Raw genomic sequence first — 25590 nt, forward strand, 5'->3', positions numbered from 1 at the left:
CGAAATCTGCTGCCGTGAACCGGTGGCGAGCAAGCCCGGTTCCTTCGGTATTAACTCTCTACGAAGCTTGCCGCGGGCAGCGCGGCCCACCATTGAGTCAGAATCGTCGTTCCGGACTCGGTCCTGTTCTTCATGCGTCTCGACGTCAACGGTCTGCGGGCCTTCTATGCCAGCCCCTTGGGCGCCGAGACGCATCGCGTCGTCGCCCGCGCCCTGCACGGGTTCCTGGGTTCGGTCTCGGGGCTGCGTGTCCTCGGGATCGGCTACGCGACGCCGTATCTCGGGCCGATCCACTGCATCGCCGAGCGCACCCTCGCCTTCATGCCGGCGACGCAAGGCGTGGTGAACTGGCCGGGGACCGGCCGCTCCTGCACGGCGCTGGCCGACCCGACCATGATGCCGCTGCCCGAGGCCGCCATCGACAGGGTCGTGCTGGTCCACGCGCTCGAATCGGTGGAGAGCCCGACGGAGCTGCTGCAGGAGGTTTGGCGCACCCTCACCCCGGGCGGCCGGATGATCCTGGTGGTGCCCAACCGGCGCGGAGTGTGGGCCCGGCGCGAGGCGACGCCGTTCGGCCACGGCCAGCCCTACAGCCGCTCGCAGCTCGGACGGCTGATGCGCGACACGCTGTTCTCCCCAGAGGGCTGGGCCGAGACCCTGTACATGCCGCCGGTGCGCTCGCGGCTGATGCTGCGCACGGGACCCGCCTGGGAGCGGCTCGGCTCCGGCCTGGCCCTGCCGTTTGCCGGCCTGCACGTCGTCCACGCGACCAAGCAGCTCTACCGCCCGGTAGCGGTCCAGCAGGTGCGTCGCGCCCGCCGGCTGTCGCCGGCTCGGGTGCTGGTGCCGGCGCCCTCCCCGGGCTGACGCGCTCGAGACGCTGGCCGTCGGAGCCCGCTTGCTCTAGGCGGCAGGCCTCATGAGCGTCGATTTCACCGTCCAGCAGTTCCTGCTCGCCCTCTCCGGCCTGATCGCGATCGTGAACCCGATCGGCGGGGCCTTCATCTTCGCGCAGGTGACCGGCGCTTACAGCCATGCCGAGCGGGTTCTGCTGTCGCGCAAGATCGGTGTCTACGCCGCCCTGGTGATGCTCGGCGCCCTCTGGGCCGGCACGCCGATCCTCAACTTCTTCGGGGTCACCCTGGCGGCCCTGCGGATCGCGGGCGGGCTGGTGGTGATGTCCTCGGCCTGGACTCAGCTCAACCGGCCCGAGGCCCGCGAGGCGCGCAAGCAGGCCGAGGCGTCGGGTTCCAAGGATCGGAGCTCCAAGGATCGTGATTCGACGACCCTGATCGAGACGAGCCGAGACCCGGCGCCGGGTCCTCTGGCCGAGATCGCGTTCTTTCCCCTGACCCTGCCGTTCACCACTGGTCCCGGCACCATCGCGGTGGCGATCACCCTGGGGGCGAACCGGCCCGCCGCCTACGCCGATCGGTTCGGCTTCTTCATCGGCGTCACCCTTGCGGCGCTGGTCGTGGCGCTGGCGGTGGCGCTGATCTACGCCTCCGCCGACCGGGTGGTGGCGCTGATCGGCCCGGCCCGAGCGCGGGTGACCGGGCGCCTGTTCGCCTTCTTGCTGCTCTGCGTCGGGACCCAGATCCTGATCACCGGTCTGACCGACGTGTTGGCGCCGCTGGTCGCGGCGCGATGACGGTCCCTCAGATCACCGGCAGCGCGCTCAGCCCACCGAACAGGGCCGCGTGGCCGGCGTAGTAGAGGAAGAGAAAGATCGCGAGAGCGGCCCCGTACCAGGCCGGCGCCAGCACCACGTGGCGGGCACGGACCGCCATCCGGACATCATCGGCCGCGATGGCGAGCAGCACCACGATGATCCCGGAATGCCCGATCGCGTCGACCTTGCCGAATTCGAACACCGCCGAGACGAAGATCGCCGCCAGGATGATCGCCGCGGAACGCCGGACCAGCGGGGTCCAGAGCAGCGCGAAGGCCAGGGTGAACTCGATGACGCCAGCGGCCTGCATGAACAGTTCGGGGGTGGCGCCGAGCGTCATCTGCGGCTTGGCGGCCAGCAGCGGCGCCGTCCATTCCGGATAGGCCCACTTCTCGATGGAGGCCCACATCAGCGTGATCGCGGCGGTCCAGCGCACGAGGTCGAGGGGGCGGATGTCGAAGGGCGTGAGGTCGAGGCCGCGGCAGATCAGGTAGACGGCCACCCCTAAGAAGATCGGATAGTCGGCGAGGTGGAAGACGCCGTATTGCGCGGTGGCGAAGCTGAACAGGAAGACGATGCCCAGCCCGGTGAGCGGCATGGTGCGCCGCCAGATCAGGCAGGCGGCCAGCGCGAGCTGGAACCACGGGATCCAGGCGACATCGGTCTTGAGTTCCGGGGTCAGGATGATGCCGCCGAGTTCCCAGAGCGACACGAAGAAGAAGCCGAGGGTCGCGCGGACCAGCAGCTCGGTATCGGTCCGGATCCGGGTGGTCACGCGGTCGAGGGCGTTGAGCAGGGCGCCGCCGAGTGGCGTTCCTTCGGCGAGGCAGCCGAACATCAGGCAGACCAGGGCGAGCACGGTCAGCCCTTCGAAATTCGTGCAGAGCACCTGTTCGAGGCCCTGCGGTTGCCCGGCGACGTCGTAGGCGCAGAACCACTTGACGTGGGCCTCGGCCTCCCCGGTGGCCGAGAGGCTGACCGCTCCGGCCGCGGCGAGAGCGTATCCGACGGGTGTTCGCTTACTCTTGAATGTCAGCATCGGAGCCTCGCCGGTGCATGAAGACACCGTGGTTACCGGTCTATTTAGATAGATTAATAGGATCCCCGCCAATGGTTTGTTAACGAATATGGGTGGAAGGTTAACGCTGTGGATTGCGCGCGCAACTTGGGCGATGACCGGTTGCGTCATGGGTCGGGATTCGGAGTCGGGATGAAAGACCTGTTCCGGGTTCCGTCCGCATACGGGCGATGAGGCGCGGCGCGAGAGCCCTTCTCAGGTCGACCCGAGGCGGTCCGCGTTCGGATGTCCATCGCCATCGCCATCGCAGGCCGCATCGCGTCCGGTCGGCACGGGGCTCTTCCTCGACAGCCGGCGGCATGAGCCCTGTCGCTCCGACGACTCGGCTGAACTTGCAATCGCATTGACGATTATTCGTCTTTGACGCGATCTCGATCGATTGACCTGTAGTAATTATCTAGATCTATCGGCCAATAGGTTCAGAACTTGGTCGAAAAACCGCTTTTTTGCAAAAATTTTTCGGAAACGATTCTTATGTTCTGCGAGCATAATTGCGGATAAGCTCTCAACATCGTTGCTTATAGGCTTGCCTCCCGTGTGGAGCTGGGCGAACTCTCTGCCCTGCGCGACCCCGGCAAGACGAACAACGGACGCGGTCCCGCCGCGGCACCGGGCCGGCAACGGAGTCCAAGGTGTGAAGAGGGCGAACATTTCGGCTCCCGACCTGCACGGCGTGATGCCCCGGTGGAACATCATCCGGCTGCGGCTTTGCGGCGGACCGCGGATCGAGGCGGCCGATACCGTCGACGGCCGGCGCGCGATCGGATCGGCTGCTTGAGAGTCCCCTGTCCTCGTGCGCGAAGCCGCGTCATCGGCGTCCGGGCGCCATCACAGGACCTGAGCACCGCCTGCCGAACGGCGGCGGGATGCGCTGGGATGTCCGCCTCTCATACGCTCTGGCCGGGCCCGGACCGACGACGCCAACCCTGACACCCCTGCAGGACCGTCTCCGCGCGCCGCAGCGACGCACGCGTGGACGCCGCCCTGTGCCCTTCAAGCCAAGGAGACTTTTCATGACCGATGCCACGCAGCTCAAGGTTCCGGCCTGGTACACCCCGTCCGAGCTTCAGGACATCCAACAGGATCTCCTCGGCCCGGGGAACACGAAGGTCCTAATCCTGTGCCTGGGCGGCAAGGGCGGCGTCGGCAAGACGACCATCGCCCTGCAGATCGCCGATCTCGCCGCCGAGGTCGGCCCGGTCCTGGCGGTCGACACCGACCCGGCCAACCGGCACTTCCACACGGCGCTGATGCGCGAGACCGATCCGGGCAGCCAGAACTTCGTGCCGCGCCGCCCGGGCGTGTCGTGCTTCCGGCAGCGCCTGCGCGCGGAGGATTCCACCGGCCGCGTCGACCCGACCCTGGTCCAGGACCTGATCGAGCGCGTGTCCGACGCCGCCGAGCGGTTCGTCGTGGTCGACTTCCCGGCCGGCGACACCGAAACGACCCGGCGCAGCACCGAGATCATCGTCGAGAGCTGCCGCGAGGAGAAGATCCGCCTCTGCGTGGTCGTTGCCGCTGGCGCCGTCGATCCCACCGCCCTGGACGTCCTCCGGGAACTGCGGCCGCTGCTGCTCGAAGCCGACCGGGCGATCCTGGCCAAGAACACCGCCCAGGCGACCAACTTCGACTATCTGGAGGCCTCCGACGTGGTGCGGCAACTGCGGGCGCAGCCGAATTTCCGCGCCACCGAGATCGAGCGGATCGGCGAGCGCCTGATCGAGGCGCTGCGGATCCAGCACACGACTTGGCTCGACCTGGCGACCACCGCGCCAATGCGCCTTCGTGTCGAGGGTCGGCGCCTGCGGCGCAACTTCCACACGGCTTGGCGCGAGGCCTTCCGTCCGTGAACAACCTCGAGCGGTTCTACCGGACGGTTCACGGCCGGGAACTCCTGCCTTGGGAGCGGCAGCTCGCCGTGCGCGTTGCGGCCGCTCTCAACACCACGACGGACGACGACTTCGTCGTCCACCTGCTGCTGCTGTACAATGCCACCCACGTCATCAGCGAGATGCACAATGAGCTGGTTGCCTCGAGGGATGCTTTCTCTCAGGGCAACCGCGAACTCGCTCAAGACCTGTCGGTCGAATTGCGCCGCAACACCCGGACGATCTACGTGCTGCTCGGTGTGGTGGTCGCCAGCGTGCTCGGGAGCGTCTGGATCATCCTCAGCCTAGTGAACCTGTCGCATCAATACACGGTCAGCGAGGCCCGGTTCGCCGCTGCCCTGGAGGCCTCGGAGCGCCGGATGACGGGAACCCCCCCGTCCGGGCTTGCACGCTGACGTCGACGTTCAACGGCCGTGGCGACCCTAGCGTCGGGGCGTCTCACGTGACGCCGTCGCCCATCTGACAAGGGCGCCAGGCAGCCGCGCGCATCCGCCCGCTTGCCCCTCCGGCTGCCCCGGCTAGATTGGACCCATGAAGCAAGCACCCGGGCCGGCGCCGGAGACCCCCACGCTCACCGTGCGGGCGATGACTGGCTTGAAGGAGATCGGCGCAGTGGCCTGGGATGCCTGCGCCTTCTCCTCCGAGACCCTGGCGGCGGGCGACGAGACCCACAACCCGTTCGTCTCGCACGCCTTCCTGTCTGCCCTGGAGGATTCCGGCTGTGTCGCGCGCAAGACCGGCTGGCTGCCGCTCCACGTGGCGGTGGAGCGCGACGGCGCGCTGCTCGGCGTTGCGCCCTGTTATCTGAAGTCGCACAGCCAGGGCGAGTACGTATTCGATCACGGCTGGGCCGACGCCTACGAGCGGGTCGGCGGCTCCTATTATCCGAAGCTGCAGGTGAGCGTGCCGTTCACGCCCGTCACCGGCCCGCGCTTCCTGATCGCCCCGGGCGCCGATCCGGACGAGGCTACAGCCGGTTTGGTCGCCGGCCTGCGGGCGCTGCGGGGCGAGACCAAGGCGTCCTCGATCCACGTGACCTTCATGCGCGAGGCGGAATGGGACCGGGCCGGGGCCGCGGGCTTCCTGCAGCGGACCGACCAGCAGTTTCACTGGGAGAATGCCGGCTACGCGCGCTTCGACGATTTCCTCGACGCCCTCGCGTCCCGAAAAAGAAAAAACATCCGCAAGGAGCGCCGCGATGCGCTCGCGCCCGGGATCACCGTCGAACACTTGACCGGCGCCGCCATCACCGAGGCCCATTGGGACGCGTTCTACGCCTTCTACATGGACACGGGCGCGCGCAAATGGGGGCGGCCCTACCTCAACCGCCGGTTCTTCTCGCTCCTGTCCGAGCGCATGGCCGACCGGGTGTTGCTGATCATGGCGAAACGGGACGGCGCCTACATCGCCGGGGCGATCAACCTGATCGGCGACACGGCGCTCTACGGGCGCAACTGGGGCTGCGTCGAGGACCATCCGTTCCTGCATTTCGAGGTCTGCTACTATCAGGCGATCGAGTTCGCGATCGCCCGCGGCCTGAAGCGGGTCGAGGCCGGGGCGCAGGGGGAGCACAAGCTCGCCCGCGGCTACAAGCCGGTGCTGATGCACTCCGCCCACGACATCGCCGACCCGGCCTTCCGCCGCGCGGTGGCCGATTACTTGCAGCGGGAGCGCGCCCACGTCGCCGAGGCGGTGGACGCCCTCGACACGCTGACGCCGTTTCGGCGGACGGACGAGGTCCGCGCGCCCGGAGCCTGCGACGGTGCGGCAGAACCCGCACGACCTGCCCCCGAGAGCCCGAACACATGAGCCCGATCGACCACATCAAGACCTATGCCGACGAACTGACGGCCATGCGCCGGGACCTCCACGCCCATCCGGAGCTGGGCTTCGAGGAGGTTCGCACGTCCGGCATCGTCGCCGAACTGCTGGAACAGTTCGGCTGCGAGGTGCATCGCGGCATCGGCGGTACCGGGGTGGTCGGGCTCCTGAAGGGCCGCACCGACAACGGCCGCCGGATCGGCCTGCGCGCCGACATGGACGCCCTGCCGATCGAGGAGGAGACCAACCTCCCCTATCGCTCGACCTATGCGGGCAAGATGCACGCCTGCGGCCATGACGGCCACACCACAATGCTGATCGGCGCCGCGCGCTATCTCGCCGAGACCCGCGATTTCGACGGCACGGCGGTGTTCGTGTTCCAGCCCGCCGAGGAGGGCCGCGGCGGCGCCCGGGCGATGCTCAAGGACGGCCTGTTCGAGAAATTCCCCTGCGACGAGATCTACGGCCTGCACAACCAGCCGGGCGGCGGCCACGGGCGGATCAAGCTGCGCCCCGGGCCGGTCATGGCGGCGGCCGACTTCTTCGACATCCGCATCCGCGGTCGCGGCGCCCACGCCGCTCAGCCGCATGCGGGCAACGACCCGATCATCATCGCCACAAGCCTCGCCCAGGCGCTCCAGTCGATCGTCTCGCGCAATGTCGACCCGCTGAAGTCGATCGTTCTGTCGATCACCCGGATCACGGCGGGCACGGCCTACAACGTCATCCCCGAGACGGCGCATCTGGCCGGCACGATCCGCACCTTCGACAAGGAGATCCGGGCGCTGGCGGGCGCCCGCATGCGCGAGCTCGCCGCCGGGTTCGCGGCCGCCTACGGCGCCGAGATCGCGGTCGACATCCAGGATGTGTTCTCGGTCTTGGAGAACGCCCCCGAGCAGGCGGCGGCTGCGACCGCGGTGGCGACCGAGCTGCTCGGGCCCGAGAATGTCGAGCCGAACGCCGTTCCCAAGATGGGCAGCGAGGATTTCGCCGACATGGCCCAGGCGGTGCCGGCCGCCTATGTCTGGCTCGGTTCCAATCCCGGGCCGAGCCTGCACAACGCCAGCTACAATTTCGACGATTCCATCATCCCGATCGGCAGTGCCTTCCTGGCCCGGATGGTCGAGAGCCGCACCGCCGCTTGAGGCTGGACTTCAGCCCGCTGCGGTCGCGATCCGCGATCGCAGCGCGGCCAGGGCGCGGGTGAAGAGCGCCGGCTCGTCGAGCGCCCGCGCCAGCACGATCGCCCCCTGAATCTGCGCGACGGTTTCTTCTGCCAACGCAGTACCCTCCGGACCATCGCCCCCTACGCGCCGCAGGGCATAGGCCAGGGCGGAGACCCAGCGCGCGAAGTAGCCCCGCACCGCCTCGGCGAACAGGTCGCGGCTCGTTCCGAGCGCCAGGACTCCGACCAGGCAGACCCGCCGCCCGGACCGGAAGTAGCTTTCGACCGCATCGAACATGTCCGAGATTGCCGTCTCGGGCGAATCCTGTTCGCGCAGCGGGCGGTACAGGTTGGTCTCGAACCAGGTATCGATATCTTCGAGCACGCAGGCCGCCATCTCGGCCTTGCCGCCTGGGAACAGGTGATACAGGCTGCCCTTGCCCAGGCCCGTGGCCGTGCTGATCAGCGCCAGGCTGGCGCCCGCGTAGCCGTGCTCGCGAAACACCTCCGCGAGCGCCGGCAGCGTCTCGGCCCGCCCCGTCACCGCGGCTGGCACCTCGTTGATTCGCATCGTCTGTCTCCGAAAGCCGGCGACCACCTTTCGGGACGATGCTTTAAAGGCCAAGATCGCTCAGGCCCGGATGATCGTCGGGGCGCCGGCCCAGCGGCCAATGAAATTTCCGGTCGGCGGCGGCGATCGGCAGGTCGTTGATGCTGGCGATCCGGCGGCGCATCAGCCCGTGCGCATCGAATTCCCAGTTCTCGTTGCCGTACGAGCGGAACCACTGCCCGGCCGCATCGTGCCACTCGTAGGCGAAGCGCACGGCGATCCGGTCGCCGCCGCAGGTCCAGAGTTCCTTGATCAGCCGGTACTCGCGCTCGTGCGCCCATTTGCGCTGGAGGAACGCGACGATGGCCTCGCGGCCCGACAGGAATTCGCTGCGGTTCCGCCAGACGCTGTCGGCCGTGTAGGCGAGCGAGACCCGTTCGGGATCACGCCCGTTCCAGGCATCCTCGGCCATGCGGGCTTTTTGGGCGGCTTTTTCGTCAGTGAAGGGCGGATAGGGCGGGCGGTCCGACATGGGGCGTATCCTCGCATCTTTGTACCGATCGGTACAGAGATGCGCGTGGGGACAAGCCGAGTCAACGGGAATGGTCTTTGCGGCGGACGAGCCCGCGGCATCCGCGGTCACCGCCGCGCTGGATCGGCCTCTCGCGCCCGGTGAGTGGCCGGCGCCGCACCGACCATCCGGCGGAACATGGACGCGAAGGCGCTCGGGCTGTCGTAGCCCAGCGCGAAGGCCGCCTCCGTCACCGACCCGCCTCCGACCAGGACGGGGAGCGCGGCCAGGATACGCGCCTGTTGCCGCCAGACCGAGAATGGCAGCCCGAGATCCCGCTCGGCCAGCCGGGCCAGCGTCCGCGGCGAGGCGCCGGCGATTCGGGCGAGTGCCGCCATGTCTCGGCGGTCTGCCGGATTCGCCAGGACGGCCTCGCAAACGCGCCGAAGCCGCGGGTCGCTCGGCATCGACAAGCGGAGCGGGCAGTGTGGAAGCGCGGCGACCTCGTCGATCAGGACATCGAACAGGCGGCCTTGCCGGCCGTCCTCGTCGGTCTCCCCGGCGCATTGGATTGCCCGGAGGATCAGCTCGCGCAGGAGTGGGGTCACCGCGAGGCTGGTCGGCACGTCCGGCAGGGCCGCCGACACGGCGTGGTCGGCGACGTAGAGGGTCCGAAGCGAGACCGCGCCGCGGGCGTGCAGGGCGTGATCGACGCCGGCTCCCACCCAAAGCGCCCGCTGCGGGGGCACGAGCCACAGACTCCCAGCCGCGCGGATCTCCATCACGCCCGCTGTGGCGTAGATCAGTTGCGCACGCGCGTGACAATGCGGGCCGACGATCCCGCCATCCGGATAGTCGCGGCCGACGCAGACCACTTTCGGGCCGCGGAAGGAGGCGGGACCGAACACGGCCGCGTCGTCAGACCGCCGCGCCCGCGCCGAGATGAACCACGAAAAAATCACGGGCGGCTTTGCTGGTGCGGTCGAAGTTCCGGAGATAGGGGTCGAAATGGCCGCCCGGCACCATCACGAGATCCTTGGGCGGCAGGGCGCGCTGATAGGCCTCCAGGCACAGGTCGGCGGCGGTCAGGACGTCGTCTTCGGCCACGATCATCAGCAGCGGCGTCGGGCTGATCCGGGCGATATGCACCCCCGCCTCGTTCTCGCGGGACAGTTCGGCACTGCGCAGCGTCACTTCGTTTCGCCAGCTCGGTGCAAAGGCGCGCGTGCCGGTGAAGAAGGCGTGACCGTCCGGTCCCGGCATCGCGCAGGACTGGAGCGGGTCGTCCGACACCGCCGGCAGCAGGGCCGGTTCCTCGCCGCGGAAGCGCGCGGCGCGGTCGGCCTCGAACCGGCGGAGCTGGGCCGGCACGAGATCGGAGCGGGTCCTGCGCCGCGCCGAGAGCGAGCCGCTGATAGACGGCACCTGTGCGACCACGCAGCGGACCCGGCGGTCGATCGCCGCCACCTCGATCACGTGGCCGCCGCTGTAGCTGGTGCCCCAGATCCCGATGCGCGTGTGATCGATCCACGGGATCGTCTCCGCGAAGCTGATCGCGTCCCGATATCCGCGCTTCTGCGATACGGGATCGACCTCCTGCCGGGGCAGTCCCTCGCTGGCACCGAAATGGGCGTGATCGTAGACGAGAACGCCGAGACCCGCCGCCTGGAAGACCTCGGCGTAGCGGTCGAGATACTGTTCTTTGACCGCCGAGAAGCCGTGGGCCATCACCACGGCCGCCGATGCGTCCGCCCGCACGTCCGGCCGGTAGAGCCAACCGCGCAAGGTCCGCTCCTCCGAACAGAACTCGACATCGCTCCGCATTGGCCGCTCCCTGGAATGCCGAGGCATCGTGCCGGACAATCCATAGGTCGGCGCCGCGAAACCAGCCAAAAGATGCGCCTGATCAGCCAAAGCTTTCGTGTCGCCCGATCCTGCGCCGCGCCGTCGACAGCCGGGCCGATCGGTGCAACTCTGGCGTTCAAAGACGTACGGACCGCGAACCGTTGGAACGGGCAGGACGTTGGGGAGGATCATGGCGCCGGACATTCAAGAATCGCGGGCCGCGCTGATCCTGCTCGCGGTGGTCGTTGGTGCGGTGCTGCTGTTCGGCGCATTCACGCTGATCACGCAGATCGGCTGACGGGCTCGCCGGACAGTACAACCGGTACGCGTTGGCGGGTCCGTTAGAAAATCGCGAGCCGTCGGCCGGTCGATCGGAATTATCTCGATCCATCAGTAGAATGACCTGCATAGAATCCAGGTTGCACTGTTGAGTTAACCACCTCTTAATTCCATCATGGGTTGTATGGCTGCGAAAGATGCGTGCGAGGGGCACGCCGGTTTCGGAGATCGCCCATGGTTGTCGACGCGATCAAGCGCACGCGCGGTCTGCCGGTCGATCTGTCGGCAGCCCTCGACGCGTCCGGCGTCATCGGTGCGTGGTCGTGGTCGCCCCGTTCCGATCGCTGCATCCTGGATTCCGGCGCCGCCGACGTGCTGGCGGGCGATCCCGGTCTCGCCGGTCGGCCGATCCCCCTGGAGATCGCCAGATCCTGCATCCATCCCGAGGACCGGCCGGCCGTGGTCAGGCACTTCCAGGCGATCTGCGAGCGCGGAGGCCTGTTCGTGGCCGAGTACCGCACGCTCTCGCCGGCCGGTCAGGTCCGGTGGGTCCTCGACCGCGGCCGCGTGCCGGCGGGCGGGTCGAACCGGCGGACCGGGCACGGCCTCATCATCGACGTGACCGACAATCGGCGCGAGGACGAGCCGGAAATGCCTGCGCCTGTCGAGCCGCTCGACGCGCTCTCGGTGGCGATCGATCGGGCCATCGAGTGCCGCGATGCGCTCGGAGGCGTCGCGGATTCGGAGTTGCAGCTCATCGTCGACATGCTGCTGCTGCGCCTCGGACAGAGTATCGCCAAGACGCCCGCCGGCATCGGAGCCCGGCGCGCTCATTGAGCGCCCAGAGGCCTGCGCCGCGCAGCTTCGAGCGCTCGCCGCCGAAGCGGATACCGGCTTGGCGTTAGCGAGCGCGTTAAAGGAAGGCCTCAGAGCCGTGCCCGATCGCAAGGCGATCGGGCACGGCTCTGGAGCGATCCGACCTGACGCCGAATCGCCGGCTCACTGCACCAGCACGGCTTGGCTGCAGAGGGTGCCGTCCATCGCGACATCCGCATAGCCGATGCGCAGGCCGAGGCTCTGCAGAACCGCATTGAGCACCAGGTCGAGGGGTGCGGCGGCGAGGCTCAGCGTCGTGGCAAGCGAGGTCTGAAGCAGTGAAGTCAGGCCGAAGCCGTTCAGGTTCAAGCTGAGATTGCCCAGCAGGCTGCCGGTCAACGACTGCGCGATATTGGTCGACGACACCGTGTGCACGGTGTGGTTGGCGATGTCGGCATCCGTGAAGGTGAGCGTCTGCGTATTCGTGCCGATCGTGGTCACCGTCCGGCCGGAGATGTTGATCAAGGGTAGCGCGATCAGCACGGCCGGCTGGGACAGGTCCGGGCTGGTGCCGCCGCCGTTGATCGCGGCGCGGTTCACCGCCGCGATCGCCAGGGTCGCGAGTCCGGTCTGCGCATCGATGGTGGCCTGGCGCCCTCCGCTGGCCCCCGAGCAGGTGAGCGTGCGCAGCGTCGCCTGTGCGGAGGCGACCTCGGCGTAGATCGGCACAGAAACGGTCCCGAGCCCGAGCGGGGCCGAGATCGTGGCCTCGATCAGCAACCGGGTCTGGGCGGTCTGCACCGTTGCGTTCGGGCTTCCCGGCCGGACCCAGCCGGAACTGCGGCGGCGTTCGCCGATCGCCAAAGTGAGGCGCGTTGAGAGCAGCCCCGGCACCGTAGCGCTGAGATCGATCGCCACCTGATTCTGCCCGTTGGCCAGGGACGCGGTGGCGGCCACGAGGTCCATCAGGTCCAGCGACGGGCCGGCCAGGCCACGCGCGGGGGCCAGCGCCGCCGCATCGCCCAGGGCGTCGACCTGCCCGACCGACACGAGGTTGCCGGCATTCGGCAGCGCATTGAGGATGCTCGAGAGGGCCGTGACCGCGGCGGAATTGCCCTGTGCGGCGACTCGCATCGCCATCAACAGCTGGCCGACGCTGGCATTCGCCTGGACGATGTCGGTGTAGTTCGCCGCCTGCAGGTTGAGGCTTGCCGCCAGCGCGTCGAGGACGCGCAGGCCGTCGACATTGGTGCTGGCCAGCGCGTTGTAGTCGCTCACGCCCAGCGACAGCTTGGCGCCGAGCAATGCTCCGAGCACGGCGTTGGCAATGCCGCCGCTCAAGGCCGCTGTGCCCGAGCCGATGGTGAAGGCCGCGAATTGCGCGCTGGCGGCGGTGCCGCTGACGCGGATCGGCACGGTCCCGGGCAATCCGATCGCCCGGCCGAAGGTGACCGGCACCGTGGTCGACAGGCCGACCCGCACGGCGTTCGCGGGACTCGCGCCAGGGTTGAAGCGACTGCCCGGGGCGACGTTGGCGGCACTGGCATCGTAGCCGCCGGTCGCCACCGTCGCCCGCGTCGGGTCGTAGCCGTTAGCGACGAGGGATTGCCGCGCGACCGTGTCCGCCTTGGTCGGGTCGACCGCCGCGAGCATCGCGGCGATGTCGGCCGCACCTTGCGCCTTGCGCCGGGCCTGGAAAACTTGGCCCAGGTCGATCCCGACCGCGCCGGCGCCCATCAGCAGAGAGCTGCCGAGCGCCACCAGGATCACCACGTTGCCGCCGCGGTCTCGGCCGAAGCGCCGCGCCCGGAATATGGCCCGCCACCCGGTCACAGCCCGCCCTTCCGAACGCTGATGCTGCTGCTCAGGACGGTCGGCAGCATCGGGATCAGCTTGGAGAAGACGTTGATTCCCAGCGTATTGGCGTCCAGGGTGACGGTGACAATGTACATCGTGGCATCGTTCGGATCGGTGCCGACCAGGACCTTGATGCTGTTCGGCCGAAACATCGCGCCGCTGCTCAGGCTGCGGGTCACCATGGTCTGCGCCAGGGTCGCGCGCTCGGTATCGGTGACGCCCGCGATCGAGGCGCGGGCCGCTTCGGCGGCGATCTGGCGGAGGTTGTGGGCGGCGCCCAGGCAGATGCCGAAGGCCGTGATCCCGGCAAACAGCATCAAGACGACCGGCGCGACGAGGGCGAATTCGACCGCCGAGCTGCCGCTCCGGCAGGCCAGTCCGGAGCGTCCGTTTCGCCGAAGCACCTGGAGCCAGCCCATCGAAACGCCCTCCGGAATGCACGCCGCCTCGGCCGCGGCACAACCCATGGTCGCATCGATATTCTAATCAAAGGTTGTATTCATCGCCCGAATTCCTGTGTTTCGGGCCGAATACCCAGGGTTCAGATGTCCACCGCCGGTCGCGCGGTTCCGATCCCCGATGGATCGAAGGCGGCGCTCTTGATCACGACGTGAACGAGACGCCCCGGCGCGAGGCCCAGTTCGCGGACCGCGGCCGCGGTGACGCGCGCGGCCAATACGGCGCCGTTGCAGTCGATCTCCACCGCGACCTGGGTACCGTTCGGGGTCAGGGTCACGACCTGGCCGGGCAGGATGTTGCGCGCGCTGAGGCCTCGGGGACGCTCGATCGCTACCAGCACGTCGCGGGCCGGGATCCGCACGCGCAGCCGCGCCCCGGGCGGACGCGCGCCCAGTCCCGGCACCAGCAACTGTCCCGCCTGGCCCGCCAGCCGGGTCAACCCGGTCTCCGGATCGGTCCCGGCCACGACCATGTCGAGGAGCGCACCCGCCTCGGCCTCGTGGACCGGCACGAGGTCGGCCCGGCGCAGGATCGCCTCGGCGGGTCCGGAGGCGGCCACGCGCCCAGCCTCCAGCACGATCACGGTGGTGGCTAGCCGGGCCACCTCGACGACCGCATGGCTGACATAGACGATCGGCACGCCGGCCTCGTCGCGCAGGCGCTCGATATAGGGGAGGATCTCGGCCTTCCGGGCCTCGTCGAGGGCCGCCAGCGGTTCGTCCATCAGCAGCAGGCGCGGCCTGGCGAGCAGCGCCCGCCCGATCGCCACCCGCTGGCGCTCGCCCCCTGACAGGCCCACGGGTCTTCGGTCGAGGAGGTGGCCGATCCCGAGCATCCCGGTCACCGCGGCGAAACCGGCCGGGTCGGCGGGCCGGCGCCCGAAGACGCGGCCGTAGCCGAGATTGGTCCGCACGCTGAGATGCGGGAACAGCCTTGCATCCTGGAACACCACCCCGACCCGCCGCCGGTGGGGCGGGAGGAAGATTTTCGCCGCGGTGTCCACCAACGTCGCGCCGTCGGCGACGATCCGGCCGCGATCCGGCCTGGCCAGCCCGGCGATCAGGTCGATCAGCGTCGTCTTGCCGGATCCCGAGCGGCCGAACAGGGCGGTCAGTCCCGGCCCGGCCTCGAACGCCGCCTCCAGGGTGAAGGCGCCGCGCCGAAGCTGTACGTCGATCTCAATGCTCACGCGATTCGCCCCCGGTGGCACGGGAGGCGGCGATGCGCGTCGGCACCCGCCACGGAGCGCGCACGATGATCACGGTCCACCATCTCGAGAACAGCCGCTCGCAGCGCGTGCTGTGGCTGCTGGAAGAGCTCGGACTGCCCTATACGGTGAAGCGCTACGAACGCGACAAGCGGACCCTGCGGGCGCCCCCGGAACTCGTGGCCATCCACCCGCTGGGCAAGGCGCCGGTCATCACCGAGGACGGGATCGTGGTGGCCGAGACCGGCGCCATCGTCGCCTACCTGACCGACCGGGCCGGCGGCGAACTGGTCCCCGCCCCGGGAACGCCCGAGCGCGCGCGCTACACCTACTGGCTGCACTACGCCGAGGGCTCGGCGATGCCGCCGCTGCTGCTCAAGCTGGTCTTCGCACGCTTGGCCCCGCAAAGCCCCTGGGCTGTGCGGCCTCTGGTTCGCCGGGTCGCCGACAACGTGCTCAAGAACTTCGTCGATCCCGACCTGTGGCGGCACGCGGCGTTCTGGGAATCGGAACTCGCCGACCGGCCGTATGTCTGCGGCGCGGACTTCACCGCCGCCGACATCATGATGAGCTTTCCGCTGGAAGCCTTCGCGGCCCGCGGAACCGGCGCCGGGCCGCGGGTCACGGCTTGGCTCGCGCGGATCCATGCCCGCCCGGCCTACCGGCAGGCGCTGGAGCGGGGCGGACCCTACGCCTATGCGTGATGGGCGATCCCGCTGAGGGGAACTCAGTCGTTCCGCCATTCAGGCCGCCCGAAGCCGTCGCGCGGCGCGGGACGCCAGGAACTCCGAGACCAGCAGGGCCGTCACCGACAGCGCGACCGAGATCAGAGTCAGGCGCAGGGCCGGCCCCTCCCCGCCCGGGACCTGGGTCAGCGTGTAGATCGCCGACGGCAGGGTCTGGGTCTCCCCGGGGATGTTGGACACGAAGGTGATCGTCGCCCCGAACTCGCCCATCGCTTTGGCAAACGCCAGCACGGCGCCCGCGATGCAGCCCGGCAGGCTGAGCGGCAGCGTGACGGTCAGGAACACGGCGAGCGGGCCAGCCCCAAGGGTGCCGGCCGCCTGTTCGAGCTTGGGATCGACCGCCTCGATCGACAGCCGCATCGCCCGCACCATCAGGGGGAAGCCCATCACCGCACAGGCCAGGGCCGCCCCGGTCCAGCGGAAGGCGAAGACGATGCCGATCTCCGCGAGCGCGCCGCCGAGGAAGCCGCGCCGGCCGAGCGCCAGCAGCAGCAGGTAGCCGGTCACCACCGGCGGCAGGATCAGCGGCAGATGGACCAGCCCGTCGAGGAGCGCGCGGCCGGGGAATCGGCGCCGCGCCAGCAGCCACGCCACAGCGAGCCCTGGAAGCAGGCTGGCGAGCGTCGCCACGCTCGCCACCCGCAAGCTCAGGGCGACGGCCGTCCAGGCGTCGGGGGGCAGGCCGAGCAAGGCCGGGTGCGCGGGGCTACTGGCTGGCGCCGGGTGTTCCGATCACCGCAAAACCTTGGCGCTCGAAGAAGCGTCTGGCCGCCGGGCCGCGCAGATAGGTCAGCAGGGCGGCGCCATCCGGGTTGGCCGAATCCTTGAGGAGGGCCGCCGGATAGACGATCGGCGGGTGGCTGTCGGACGGGAAGGTCGCGACCACGTGGACGCCCGGCTCGGCGGCCGCGTCCGTGGCGTAGACGATGCCCAGGGGCGCCTCGCCGCGGGCGACCAGCAGCAGGGCGGCTCGGACGTTCTCGGCCTGGGCGACCTGCCCCTTCACGGCCTCCCACGCGCCGAGCTTCTCCAGGGCGGCCTTGCCGTACTTGCCGGCCGGGACAGCGTCGATCGTCGCCATCGCCAGCTTGCCGCCGCCAAGGATCCGGCTGAGCGTCGTGCCGAGATCCGGCGCCAGGGCGATCTGCGGATCCGAGGCAGTATTCTTGGGGCCGGGGGCGATCAGCACCAGCGCGTTGCGCAGGAGGTCGATACGCGAGCCGGCCTTCAGACTGCCGGCCTTCTCCGCATAATCCATCCAGGCCTGGTCGGCCGAGATGAACAGGTCGGCCGGCGCCCCCGCCTCGATCTGCTTGGCCAGGGCGTTCGAGCCCGCATACGAGATCCGGGCGATCTTGCCGGTCTCCTTCGTCCAGCCGGTCGTCGCGTCGTCGAGCGCGTTCTTCAGGCTGGCCGCCGCGAAGACGACGACCGGATCGGCCGCCCGGCTCGGCCCGGCCGCCGGGACGAGGGCCAAGACCGCGAGCAGGGTCCAGATCCGTCGGGTGAGTCGCATCGGCTCGGGCATCCCCAGTCGCGACCCGTCGTCTGGTCGGGTGCGCCGGGAACCATAGGGCCGACGACCCTGCTGGCCAAGCGCCGCGCAGGACACCTTGGAGGGCCTGCACACGGGGAAAGGCGTGGTGCGCTCAGCTGTGCGGCGTCTCCCGGCGCTCCCGCGGCGCGGCTTCCGCCCGATGCAGCTGGCTGAGCAGGACCAGGAGATGGCCGGGGAGTGGGCCATCCGGCGCCGGCCCGCCGAAGAGCCGTTCGCGTGGTGGAGGACGGACGGCCCCGTCGTTGACGACGACGGGGCCGCGCGGTTCGGAACGCCTGGACTTGGTCACGCTGTACGCACCTTGCTCAATGACGCCGCTCGCGAAAGCCGGCAAAAACGCCGGCTCGTGGCGCCGGTTCCGCAGGCAATCGGTGGATTCTGTGGTTAACCGGCAGACACACTGCCGCATTCCTGGGCGGATTCCGCTGCGAATCCGGGATGTATCTGGCCTCACCAAGTCCGAATGTCGCGCGGCTCTGGCGTCTCGGTCTCCAGCACCGACGCCATTCCGGACGCGATCACGGTGGCCCACAAGGTGGCCAGGATAGCCGTGGTGAGCGCGACGGCGACGCTGACGATAAGGGACGCGTTCATGGCTGCGCTGTCGTCGATCAAAACGGGCGCGCCGGATCACGAAGAGCGGCGCGCCTGAGTTGAGGGTCTGGCCTTGGGGAAGCCGAGACTGTTGTAGTCTCAGAAATCGCATGCGGAAACTGATTTGCGTGGTTTTGAACATGCCGAATGTCAGATGTGACTGAGTAGCAACAAATCAGCAATCTTGGTCGTGGGTCCGCCGCGCATTCATACGAATGCCGGGCGCGGCGCCAATCCGCCGGACGGGGTGCGATTTTTTCGCCTGGCCCCTGTGATGTGGCGCGCCCGGGCGCTACAGCCCGACACCATGCTGGAAGGTCTGCCGCCCCACCGCCCGACTCACGTCCTGCGCCTCACGACCGACGAGCGTTCGGCCCGGGCGATGACGGATTTGCTGGGCGAGATGTTCGATCCCACCGAGACCGCCGTCGCGGCGTTCGAGGATGCGGACGGCTGCACCTGGCGGTTGGAAGCCTACTTCGCCGACGCGCCGGACGAGGATTACATCCGCGAACTGATCCGCCCGGTGATCGGGGATGAGGCGGACGTGGCCGAGTTCCGCACCGTCGAGCAGCAGGACTGGGTCCGCGCTTCGCTGGAGGGGCTGAAGCCGGTCCGGGCCGGCCGCTTCCTCGTGCACGGCTCGCATGATCGCGACTCGGTGCGCGGCAACGACCTGCCGATCGAGATCGAGGCCGCCCTGGCCTTCGGCACCGGCCATCACGGCACTACCCTCGGCTGCCTGCGGGCGCTGGTCTCCGAGCTGAAGCGGCGGCGTCCGGCGCATGTCCTGGACGTGGGCACCGGGACCGGGATCCTCGCCTTCGCCGCCGCCAAGGCCCTGCGGCAGCCGGTGGTGGCCGGCGACCTCGATGGCGAGGCGGTGCGCACCGCCCGGGAAAACGCGCGTCTCAACGGCCTCGGTCCCTACCTCAAGCTCTACGAGGGGCCCGGGGTGCGTCATCGGCTCGCGGACAGGCCTCGGCACTTCGATCTCGTCTTCGCCAACATCCTCGCGCGGCCCCTGCGTCGCCTCGCCCCGACCCTCTCCCGTGTGGTCGCGCCAGCCGGAGTGCTGGTGCTGTCCGGGCTGATCGAACGCGATGTGGCGGGCGTGCTCTCGACCTATCGCCACCAGGGTTTCCATCTGGTGCGCCACGGCCTGATCGAGGGCTGGGTCGCCCTGGTTCTGGCCCGCGGCGGTGCGGCGAAGCGGCCCGGGCGCTGAGCCGGAAGTCGGGCCGCGCATGAGTCGGACGCCGCGCCACGATCCGCTCGCTGAGGGCGCACCGGCCGGGGGCCGGCCGGAAGACGGCTGCCCCTATCCGGCGGCTCCGCCCGCCCGGGCCGCCTAACCGGAGAGCCAGGACGCCGTGCCGTCGAGCCGTATCCGGGATCTGCCGAGGGCGGACGCCTGACCGGCGGAAGGCGTGCTATCGCGCAGTCCGCAACTGCCCAGATCGAGGCGCATCCTCCGGCGCCGTCTCGACGGCGGGGCTAGAAGCACCGTCCGCCTGCGCCACCGGCGCGCCCAAAGCGGCCATCAGGACGCGCAGGCCATCGACCCACTCCTCAGCCTCCGCGAGCGAGCCGAAACCGTCGCGCCGGATCACCGTGTCCGGCTCGATCGTGGTGATGGCGTCGAAGAGGCCGTCGGGTCTGTCGCTGATCCGGTAGAAGACGCGGCGTGGCATGACTGGAGAGATAGGGCAAAGAATTGGCGTGATAAGATTGCGCACGAGGCTAAACCATAGGTTATGGCTTCGTCCACGGATCTCATGACAAATCCAATGCGGTTGCGGCCATGGACCGGTGGGCGATAGGCTCGGTCCATGACAGAGATCAGCCCGCCCCGGCCCCGCCACCGGTTCCAGACCTTCGACGATCCGAGCCACCGCAAGGGCGCCGAGCGGATCGAAGCGTTGCGCGCGGCCCTGCGCGAGACCGCTCTCGACGGCTTCGTCGTGCCTCGCGCCGACGAGCACCAATCGGAATACGTGCCCGCCGACGCGGAACGCCTCGCGTGGCTTACCGGCTTCACCGGTTCGGCCGGAACCGCGGTGATCCTCGGCGAATCCGCGGCTCTGATCGTCGACGGCCGCTACACGTTGCAGGCGCCCGAGCAGGTCGATACCGGCGTGGTCACCGTGGTGCCGCTGGCCGAATCCACCGCCGAAGCCTGGATCGGTGCTAATCTCAAGCGCGATCAGGTGCTCGGCTACGATCCCTGGCTGCACACGGCGGACGGCGTCGCCCGCCTGGAACGGGCCGCCGTCAAGGCGGGCGGGTCGGTGCAGGCGGTGCCGAACCTCGTCGACGCCGTCTGGGCCGGCCGCCCGAAGCCGCCCGTCGGGCCGGTGGTGATCCATCCCGAGGCGTTCGCGGGCGAGGCGGTCGCTGAAAAACTCAACCGCGTGCGCGCGGCCCTGGCCGCGGGCGGCTGCGACGCCCTGGTGATCTCGGACCCGCACAACCTCGCCTGGGCGTTCAACCTGCGCGGCTCCGATGTCGGCCATACCCCCCTGGCGCTGGGCTACGCGATCCTGCCGCGCGAAGGGCGCGCCCGGCTGTTCTTGGTCTCACCCAAGGTCGATCCGGCTTTGCGGACGGCGCTGGCGCCGGTGGCCGAGATCCTGACGCGGGCGGACCTCGATGACGGGCTCGGCTCCTTCAGCGGCGTGCGCGTCCGGGTCGATGCCGCCACGGGCGCCGTCGCCCTGAAGGAGAAGATCGAGGCCGCGGGCGGGACTGCCGATATCGGCAAGGACCCGATCACTGGCATGAAGGCGGTCAAGAACGCCGCCGAGATCGCCGGCGCCCGCGCCGCCCATACCCGCGACGGCGCCAGCGTGGTGCGCTTCCTGGCCTGGCTCGATGGCGCCGCTACCGCGGGCGGCCTGAGCGAGATCGCCGCGGTCGAAGCCCTGGAGGATTTCCGCGCGGCCGGCGGCGACCTGCGCGACGTGTCGTTCCCGACGATCTCGGGCTCCGGTCCCAACGGCGCGATCGTCCATTACCGGGTCACCCGCGCTAGCGATCGGGTCGTGCGCTTCGGCGAGCTGTTTTTGATCGATTCCGGTGCGCAATACCCGGACGGCACCACCGACATCACCCGCACGGTCGCGGTCGGCGAACCAAGCGCCGAGATGTCCGACCGCTTCACCCGGGTGCTGAAGGGTCACATCGCCATCGCCCGGGCGGTGTTCCCGAAGGGCACCACCGGCGCCCAGATCGACGCCTTCGCCCGCGCCCCGCTCTGGCAGGCGGGTCTCGATTTCGACCACGGCACCGGCCACGGCGTCGGCGCGTTCCTGTCGGTGCACGAGGGGCCGCAGCGCATCGCCAAGACCGGGACCGTGGCGCTGGAGCCGGGCATGATCCTGTCGAACGAGCCGGGCTACTACGCGCCCGGCACCTACGGCATCCGGATCGAGAATCTCGTTCTGGTCGAGCCGCGCGCGATCCCCGGCGGCGAGCGCCCGATGGTCGGCTTCGAGACCCTGACGCTGGCCCCCTACGACCGGCGCCTGATCCGCCCCGACCTGCTCGCACCGGAGGAGCGGACCTGGATCGACGCCTATCACGCCCGGGTGCGTGACACCCTGGCACCGCTCCTCGATGCCGGATCCCGCGAGTGGCTGGAGCGCGCCACGGCGCCGCTGATGGAGTGATCGCCGGGGGAGCAGGTCTGTGAGCGACTTCGGTCCATGCGCTTGTGCCGTTGAGGCTGGCGCGACAGACTGAGCGAACCGCGCGTTCATCGTCGCAGAAGGCGGATCGGCCGGCTCGATTTGCAGGAAGTGCTAGATCATGCCCCGGCGGTCTCCGGATCTCGCCGAGGTCGCGAAAAAAGCCGCCAATGCGTCCTTCGGCAGCGACCTAGTGCAGGCTGTCCGCCTCGGCGACATGGAAGGGTCGGACGGCGAGGACGTTCGGCGCGTCCAGCTGATCGTCTCCGACAACGCCATTGACCAGCTTGACGGCGACAAGCTGCTTGATGCCGGCTTGGCTATCCGCAAAGCCCTACAGAAGGCCGGCGAGACGCTGCGCGTCGTCGTCGAATATGCCGAGCAGCGCGAACTCGACGAACTTGGCGCTGATTAATCCCGAGCATCTGTTCAGCCAGGCGGATGCGCTTCTTCTCCAAATTGGTCGCGGCTCTTTGCGGCAGGCCGATCTGCGCCGTACCTTCTCGAAAGCCTACTACGGCTTGTTTCACGCGATCCTGACGGAAGCGGCCGACGAGGCGGTATGAGCCGCCCGGTAGATTTGGTGGTCACGTCATCACGATTGCCGGGGCCGTTTCGGAATTGCAGGACCGGCGGCACGCTGCCGACTACGATCCGTCCCTCTCCTTCCTTCAAACCGATGCGCGGGCGGCGCTTCAGACGGCCCGGTCGGCGGTCAACCGGCTGGCCCATCTGCGGGCGGATCAGCGGCGGGCGTTCCTCTACCTCATCCTGTTCGAGCCCCGCTGAGCGACCCCAGCGGCGTCATGGTCTGGGCCTTACCGCGCTGAGCGGAGGACAGAGGGCGGACCCCCGCGCTATAAGTCGCCCGGTCCCGGAAAAGCCCGCGCCGGTCCCGCAGACCCCCGGGTGAAACCGCGACCGCACCGCGCGCGAAGGGACAGCATGATCCGCCGCCTCGCCTTCCTGCTCCTGATGCTCGCCGCGAGCCTGTCGGCCGCATTGGCGCAGGGCTTCCGCACGCCGCCCGATCTGGTGCGGGCGAGCCTCGTCGCAGAGCCCGTCGCGGTGGCGGGCGCGCAGCCGTTCACGCTGGCGGTGCGAATGCAGGTGAAGCCGGGCTGGCACGTCTACTGGCGCAATCCGGGCGATTCCGGGCTCCCGCCGGAGGTGACCTGGACCTTGCCGGCGGGCTTCAACGCGGGCGCGATCCAGTGGCCGGCCCCCGAGCGCATCGCGATCGCGACGCTGATGAATTACGGTTACGAGGGCGAGGTCACGCTGCTCGTGCCGGTGACGCCGCCGCCGAGCCTCGATCCGGCCGATCCGGTGCAGATCCAGGCCAAGCTGACCTACCTGGTCTGCGAGACCGAGTGCGTGCCGGGCTCTGCCGACCTCGCCCTGACCCTGCCGGTGGGCGAGCCCCGGCCGGATGCCGGCCTTGCAGCCCTGTTCGAGCGCGCCCGGGCGGCCCTGCCGGCCCCGGCGCTCTGGCCGCTGCGACTGTCTAGCCAGGGCGACACCCTGCAGCTCGACTTCGCCGCCACCGGCCTCAAGCCTGAGACGATCAAGGGCGTGGCCTTCTTCCCCTATTCCGAGACCGCGATCGACAATGCCGCCGCACAGGTGCTGACGGTCGACGCATCCGGTCTGCATCTCACCCTCGCCCGGAGCAACCCGGCCGAGCCGGCACCAGCTGCCCTGCCGGGCGTGCTGACCCTTGAGGAGGCGACCGGGGCCGGTACCCATCGCCTCGCCTTCGCATATGGGGACGAGCCGGTGCCGCCGGCTCCGGCGGCTGCACCTGAGGCCTTGGCTGCGCCGCCGGCCGCCCCTGCTTTCGACGCGCTGACCCTGGCGACCGCGGCGGGTCTGGCCTTCCTGGGCGGCCTGATTCTCAACCTGATGCCCTGCGTCTTTCCCGTCCTGTCGATCAAGGTGCTCGGCCTCGTGCGGCATGCCGGCGAGAGTGCGGCGCGCGTGCGCCTGCACGGCCTCGCCTACACGGCAGGCGTGCTTGCGAGCTTCCTCGGCCTCGCCGGTCTGCTGCTCGCCCTCAAGGGCGGTGGGGCGGCGATCGGCTGGGGTTTCCAGTTGCAGTCGCCGGCCGTGGTCGCCGGGCTCGCCTATCTGCTGCTTGCGATGGGCTTGAGCCTGTCGGGGGTATTCCATCTCGGCGGTCGGCTCGCCGGCTTCGGTGACGGCCTCGCCCGGCGATCGGGGCTCAGCGGCTCGTTCTTCACGGGCGTGCTCGCGACCCTGGTGGCGACGCCCTGCACGGCGCCGTTCATGGGCTCTGCGGTGGGCTTCGCCCTGACCCAGAGCGCCGGTGTCGCGCTGGCGGTGTTCGCGAGCCTCGGGCTCGGCCTCGCCGTACCCTTCCTGGCGCTCACCCTGTGGCCGCCGGCCCTGCGGGCGCTGCCACGCCCGGGGGCCTGGATGGAGACCCTGAAGCAGGTCCTGGCCTTCCCGGTCTACGCCACGGTGGCATGGCTGATCTGGGTCCTGGCCCAGCAGGTCGGCCCGCAGGGGCTGCTTGCGGCGCTGATCGGCCTCGTGCTGGTGGGCTTTGCCGCCTGGGCCTGGGAGCAGGGGTGCGCCACGGCCCCGCGGCTTGGTCGGATCGTCCGGGGGTTCGCGTTGCTGACGATCGTGGGGATCGCCGCATTGACGCTGACCCTCGACCGCGACCGGGCCGCAGCCCCCACCCAGGCCGCCGCCGACGGCGTCGAGCCGTTCACCCAGGCGCGCCTCGACGCCCTGCTGAACCAGCACCGCCCGGTCTTCGTCAACATGACCGCCGCCTGGTGCATCACCTGCGCGGTCAACGAGACGACCTCGCTGTCCACAAAGGCCGTCCGAGCCTTGATGAAGGATCGGGGCGTGACCTACCTGAAGGGCGACTGGACCAACCAGAACCCCGAGATCACCCGCCTGTTGGAAATGCACGGGCGCAGCGGCGTGCCGCTATACTTGCTCTACGCCGGCACCGGGGAGCCCCGGGTGCTGCCGCAGATCCTGACTGAAGGAACGGTGCTGGCCGCCCTTGAGACGGTGCCGGCTGCGGCGGACAGGAGCGCGGCGCTGGCCCGCTAAGCGGGGCCGCCAGCTTCTTCTCGCTGAGGCTCAGGCTTCCAGCGAAAACGTCTCGTCGAAGGCGTAGCCCGAGCCCCGGACCGTGCGGATCGGGTCGGCCTGCCGCGGCGCGTTGAGCGCCTTGCGCAGTCGCCCGACATGCACGTCCACGGTGCGCTCGTCGATATAGACGTCGTGGCCCCAGACTCCGTCGAGGAGCTGCTCGCGGGAGAAGACCCGGCCGGGCGCCAACATCAGAAATTCGAGCAGCCGGAACTCGGTCGGGCCGAGATGGAGCTCCTCGCCGGCGCGCCGGACCCGGTGGCCGGTGCGGTCGAGCTCGATGTCGCCCGCGGCCAGCCGATCCGCCACATGGGAGGGCTTGGCCCGGCGCAGGAGCGCCCGCACCCGGGCGAGCAGCTCCGGGACCGAGAACGGCTTGACGATGTAATCGTCGGCGCCGGTCCCGAGGCCGCGGACCCGGTCGCCCTCCTCGCCGCGGGCGGTGAGCATGATCACCGGCAGCCGCTCGGTCTCGCGCCGGGCCCGGATGCGGCGGCACAGCTCGATCCCCGAGAGACCGGGCAGCATCCAGTCGAGCAGGACCAGATCGGGCGTGCGCTCGGCCAGAAGCAGCTCCGCGTCGTCGCCGCGCGTGGCCGAATCCACCAGGAAGCCCTCGGCCTCCAGGTTATAGCGCAGCAGGGTGGTCAGGGCCTCCTCGTCCTCGACGATCAGGACTTGCATGCTCACGTTCGATGACCTGTTCCGTAGACGGT

The 25590-nt window shown here is 69.4% G+C and carries 26 protein-coding genes; 13 read left to right on the top strand and 13 right to left on the bottom strand.

Translation table 11 applies throughout. The features are described from left to right. The first annotated feature begins 132 nt into the window (after positions 1-132). Entirely contained in the window at positions 133-867 is a 735-nt protein-coding gene (locus MKL11_RS17070; protein ID WP_243945372.1) for a methyltransferase domain-containing protein, read from the top strand. Between the two features lie 52 nt (positions 868-919). Next, the gene (locus tag MKL11_RS17075) at positions 920-1651 is read left to right on the top strand and encodes a MarC family protein (RefSeq protein ID WP_243945374.1); all 732 of its coding nucleotides are present in this window, start codon (positions 920-922) and stop codon (positions 1649-1651) included. A 7-nt stretch (positions 1652-1658) separates the two neighbouring features. On the opposite strand, the gene MKL11_RS17080 is transcribed toward MKL11_RS17075, so the two are convergent. Next, positions 1659-2711, bottom strand: coding sequence for a hypothetical protein (locus MKL11_RS17080; protein ID WP_243945376.1), 1053 nt, complete (start codon positions 2709-2711; stop codon positions 1659-1661). 1052 nt (positions 2712-3763) lie between these two features. Here MKL11_RS17080 and MKL11_RS17085 point away from each other — a divergent pair. The 4 genes from MKL11_RS17085 to MKL11_RS17100 all read left to right on the top strand — a co-directional run bounded on the left by MKL11_RS17085 (position 3764) and on the right by MKL11_RS17100 (position 7605). Beyond that, positions 3764-4600, top strand: coding sequence for an ArsA-related P-loop ATPase (locus MKL11_RS17085; protein WP_243945378.1), 837 nt, complete (start codon positions 3764-3766; stop codon positions 4598-4600). After that, on the top strand, positions 4597-5034 hold the full coding sequence (locus tag MKL11_RS17090; protein WP_243945380.1) for a hypothetical protein: 438 nt from the start codon (positions 4597-4599) through the stop codon (positions 5032-5034). The genes MKL11_RS17085 and MKL11_RS17090 overlap by 4 nt, the downstream gene beginning before the upstream one ends. Positions 5035-5170: 136 nt before the next feature. Further along, positions 5171-6448 carry a GNAT family N-acetyltransferase gene (locus MKL11_RS17095; protein WP_243945382.1) on the top strand — a complete coding sequence of 426 codons (1278 nt, stop codon included), beginning with the start codon at positions 5171-5173 and terminating at the stop codon, positions 6446-6448. Next, positions 6445-7605 carry a M20 aminoacylase family protein gene (locus MKL11_RS17100; protein ID WP_243945384.1) on the top strand — a complete coding sequence of 387 codons (1161 nt, stop codon included), beginning with the start codon at positions 6445-6447 and terminating at the stop codon, positions 7603-7605. Before MKL11_RS17095 ends, MKL11_RS17100 begins: the two co-directional genes overlap by 4 nt. A 9-nt stretch (positions 7606-7614) precedes the next feature. Here MKL11_RS17100 and MKL11_RS17105 read toward each other — a convergent pair whose 3' ends face one another. The 4 genes from MKL11_RS17105 to MKL11_RS17120 all read right to left on the bottom strand — a co-directional run bounded on the left by MKL11_RS17105 (position 7615) and on the right by MKL11_RS17120 (position 10510). Continuing rightward, positions 7615-8196, bottom strand: a complete 582-nt coding sequence (locus tag MKL11_RS17105) for a TetR/AcrR family transcriptional regulator (protein ID WP_243945386.1) — start codon at positions 8194-8196, stop codon at positions 7615-7617. 43 nt (positions 8197-8239) lie between these two features. Continuing rightward, entirely contained in the window at positions 8240-8707 is a 468-nt protein-coding gene (locus tag MKL11_RS17110; RefSeq protein WP_243945388.1) for a DUF1348 family protein, read from the bottom strand. Between the two features lie 107 nt (positions 8708-8814). Further along, a complete protein-coding gene (locus tag MKL11_RS33405; RefSeq protein WP_243945390.1) occupies positions 8815-9594 on the bottom strand; it encodes an AraC family transcriptional regulator in 780 nt (259 codons plus the stop codon). A gap of 10 nt (positions 9595-9604) precedes the next feature. Further along, positions 9605-10510 carry an alpha/beta hydrolase gene (locus tag MKL11_RS17120; protein WP_243945392.1) on the bottom strand — a complete coding sequence of 302 codons (906 nt, stop codon included), beginning with the start codon at positions 10508-10510 and terminating at the stop codon, positions 9605-9607. A gap of 534 nt (positions 10511-11044) precedes the next feature. Between MKL11_RS17120 and MKL11_RS17125 the strand changes: the two genes are divergently transcribed. Then, complete coding sequence (locus tag MKL11_RS17125) at positions 11045-11647, top strand: PAS domain-containing protein (RefSeq protein ID WP_243945394.1); 603 nt, start codon at positions 11045-11047, stop codon at positions 11645-11647. 162 nt (positions 11648-11809) lie between these two features. Here MKL11_RS17125 and MKL11_RS17130 read toward each other — a convergent pair whose 3' ends face one another. The 3 genes from MKL11_RS17130 to modC all read right to left on the bottom strand — a co-directional run bounded on the left by MKL11_RS17130 (position 11810) and on the right by modC (position 15131). Next, a complete protein-coding gene (locus tag MKL11_RS17130) occupies positions 11810-13459 on the bottom strand; it encodes a TadG family pilus assembly protein (protein WP_243945396.1) in 1650 nt (549 codons plus the stop codon). Beyond that, entirely contained in the window at positions 13456-13950 is a 495-nt protein-coding gene (locus tag MKL11_RS17135) for a TadE family protein (protein ID WP_243945397.1), read from the bottom strand. Before MKL11_RS17135 ends, MKL11_RS17130 begins: the two co-directional genes overlap by 4 nt. Before the next feature lie 74 nt (positions 13951-14024). Further along, the gene (modC, locus tag MKL11_RS17140; RefSeq protein ID WP_243945399.1) at positions 14025-15131 is read right to left on the bottom strand and encodes a molybdenum ABC transporter ATP-binding protein; all 1107 of its coding nucleotides are present in this window, start codon (positions 15129-15131) and stop codon (positions 14025-14027) included. Between the two features lie 65 nt (positions 15132-15196). On the opposite strand from modC, the gene MKL11_RS17145 reads away from it, so the two are divergent. Continuing rightward, positions 15197-15853 (top strand): glutathione S-transferase, encoded by a 657-nt coding sequence (locus tag MKL11_RS17145; RefSeq protein WP_243945574.1) that lies wholly within the window; start codon positions 15197-15199, stop codon positions 15851-15853. Positions 15854-15892: 39 nt separating this feature from the next. On the opposite strand, the gene modB is transcribed toward MKL11_RS17145, so the two are convergent. The 3 genes from modB to MKL11_RS17160 all read right to left on the bottom strand — a co-directional run bounded on the left by modB (position 15893) and on the right by MKL11_RS17160 (position 18047). Further along, the gene (gene modB / locus MKL11_RS17150) at positions 15893-16585 is read right to left on the bottom strand and encodes a molybdate ABC transporter permease subunit (protein WP_243945401.1); all 693 of its coding nucleotides are present in this window, start codon (positions 16583-16585) and stop codon (positions 15893-15895) included. A gap of 16 nt (positions 16586-16601) precedes the next feature. After that, positions 16602-17411, bottom strand: a complete 810-nt coding sequence (gene modA / locus MKL11_RS17155) for a molybdate ABC transporter substrate-binding protein (protein ID WP_243945404.1) — start codon at positions 17409-17411, stop codon at positions 16602-16604. Positions 17412-17903: 492 nt separating this feature from the next. Then, the gene (locus MKL11_RS17160; RefSeq protein WP_243945406.1) at positions 17904-18047 is read right to left on the bottom strand and encodes a hypothetical protein; all 144 of its coding nucleotides are present in this window, start codon (positions 18045-18047) and stop codon (positions 17904-17906) included. 307 nt (positions 18048-18354) lie between these two features. Between MKL11_RS17160 and MKL11_RS17165 the strand changes: the two genes are divergently transcribed. Next, positions 18355-19275 (top strand): 50S ribosomal protein L11 methyltransferase, encoded by a 921-nt coding sequence (locus tag MKL11_RS17165; protein WP_243945576.1) that lies wholly within the window; start codon positions 18355-18357, stop codon positions 19273-19275. A 205-nt stretch (positions 19276-19480) separates the two neighbouring features. Here MKL11_RS17165 and MKL11_RS17170 read toward each other — a convergent pair whose 3' ends face one another. Continuing rightward, entirely contained in the window at positions 19481-19741 is a 261-nt protein-coding gene (locus tag MKL11_RS17170) for a hypothetical protein (RefSeq protein WP_243945408.1), read from the bottom strand. A 138-nt stretch (positions 19742-19879) separates the two neighbouring features. Here MKL11_RS17170 and MKL11_RS17175 point away from each other — a divergent pair, with 138 nt between their 5' ends. From MKL11_RS17175 to MKL11_RS17190, 4 genes are all read left to right on the top strand, one after another. Then, entirely contained in the window at positions 19880-21718 is a 1839-nt protein-coding gene (locus MKL11_RS17175) for an aminopeptidase P family protein (protein WP_243945410.1), read from the top strand. A gap of 139 nt (positions 21719-21857) precedes the next feature. Beyond that, positions 21858-22151: a hypothetical protein gene (locus MKL11_RS17180; protein WP_243945413.1), complete on the top strand. Its 294-nt coding sequence runs from the start codon at positions 21858-21860 to the stop codon at positions 22149-22151. Beyond that, positions 22138-22302: a hypothetical protein gene (locus MKL11_RS17185; protein WP_243945415.1), complete on the top strand. Its 165-nt coding sequence runs from the start codon at positions 22138-22140 to the stop codon at positions 22300-22302. Before MKL11_RS17180 ends, MKL11_RS17185 begins: the two co-directional genes overlap by 14 nt. A 379-nt stretch (positions 22303-22681) precedes the next feature. Beyond that, positions 22682-24832, top strand: a complete 2151-nt coding sequence (locus MKL11_RS17190) for a protein-disulfide reductase DsbD family protein (protein WP_243945417.1) — start codon at positions 22682-22684, stop codon at positions 24830-24832. 30 nt (positions 24833-24862) lie between these two features. Here MKL11_RS17190 and phoB read toward each other — a convergent pair whose 3' ends face one another. After that, on the bottom strand, positions 24863-25558 hold the full coding sequence (gene phoB, locus MKL11_RS17195) for a phosphate regulon transcriptional regulator PhoB (protein WP_243945579.1): 696 nt from the start codon (positions 25556-25558) through the stop codon (positions 24863-24865). Positions 25559-25590: the final 32 nt, after the last annotated feature.

The organism is Methylobacterium sp. J-077 (assembly GCF_022829365.1).
In the GTDB taxonomy this organism is placed as follows: domain Bacteria; phylum Pseudomonadota; class Alphaproteobacteria; order Rhizobiales; family Beijerinckiaceae; genus Methylobacterium.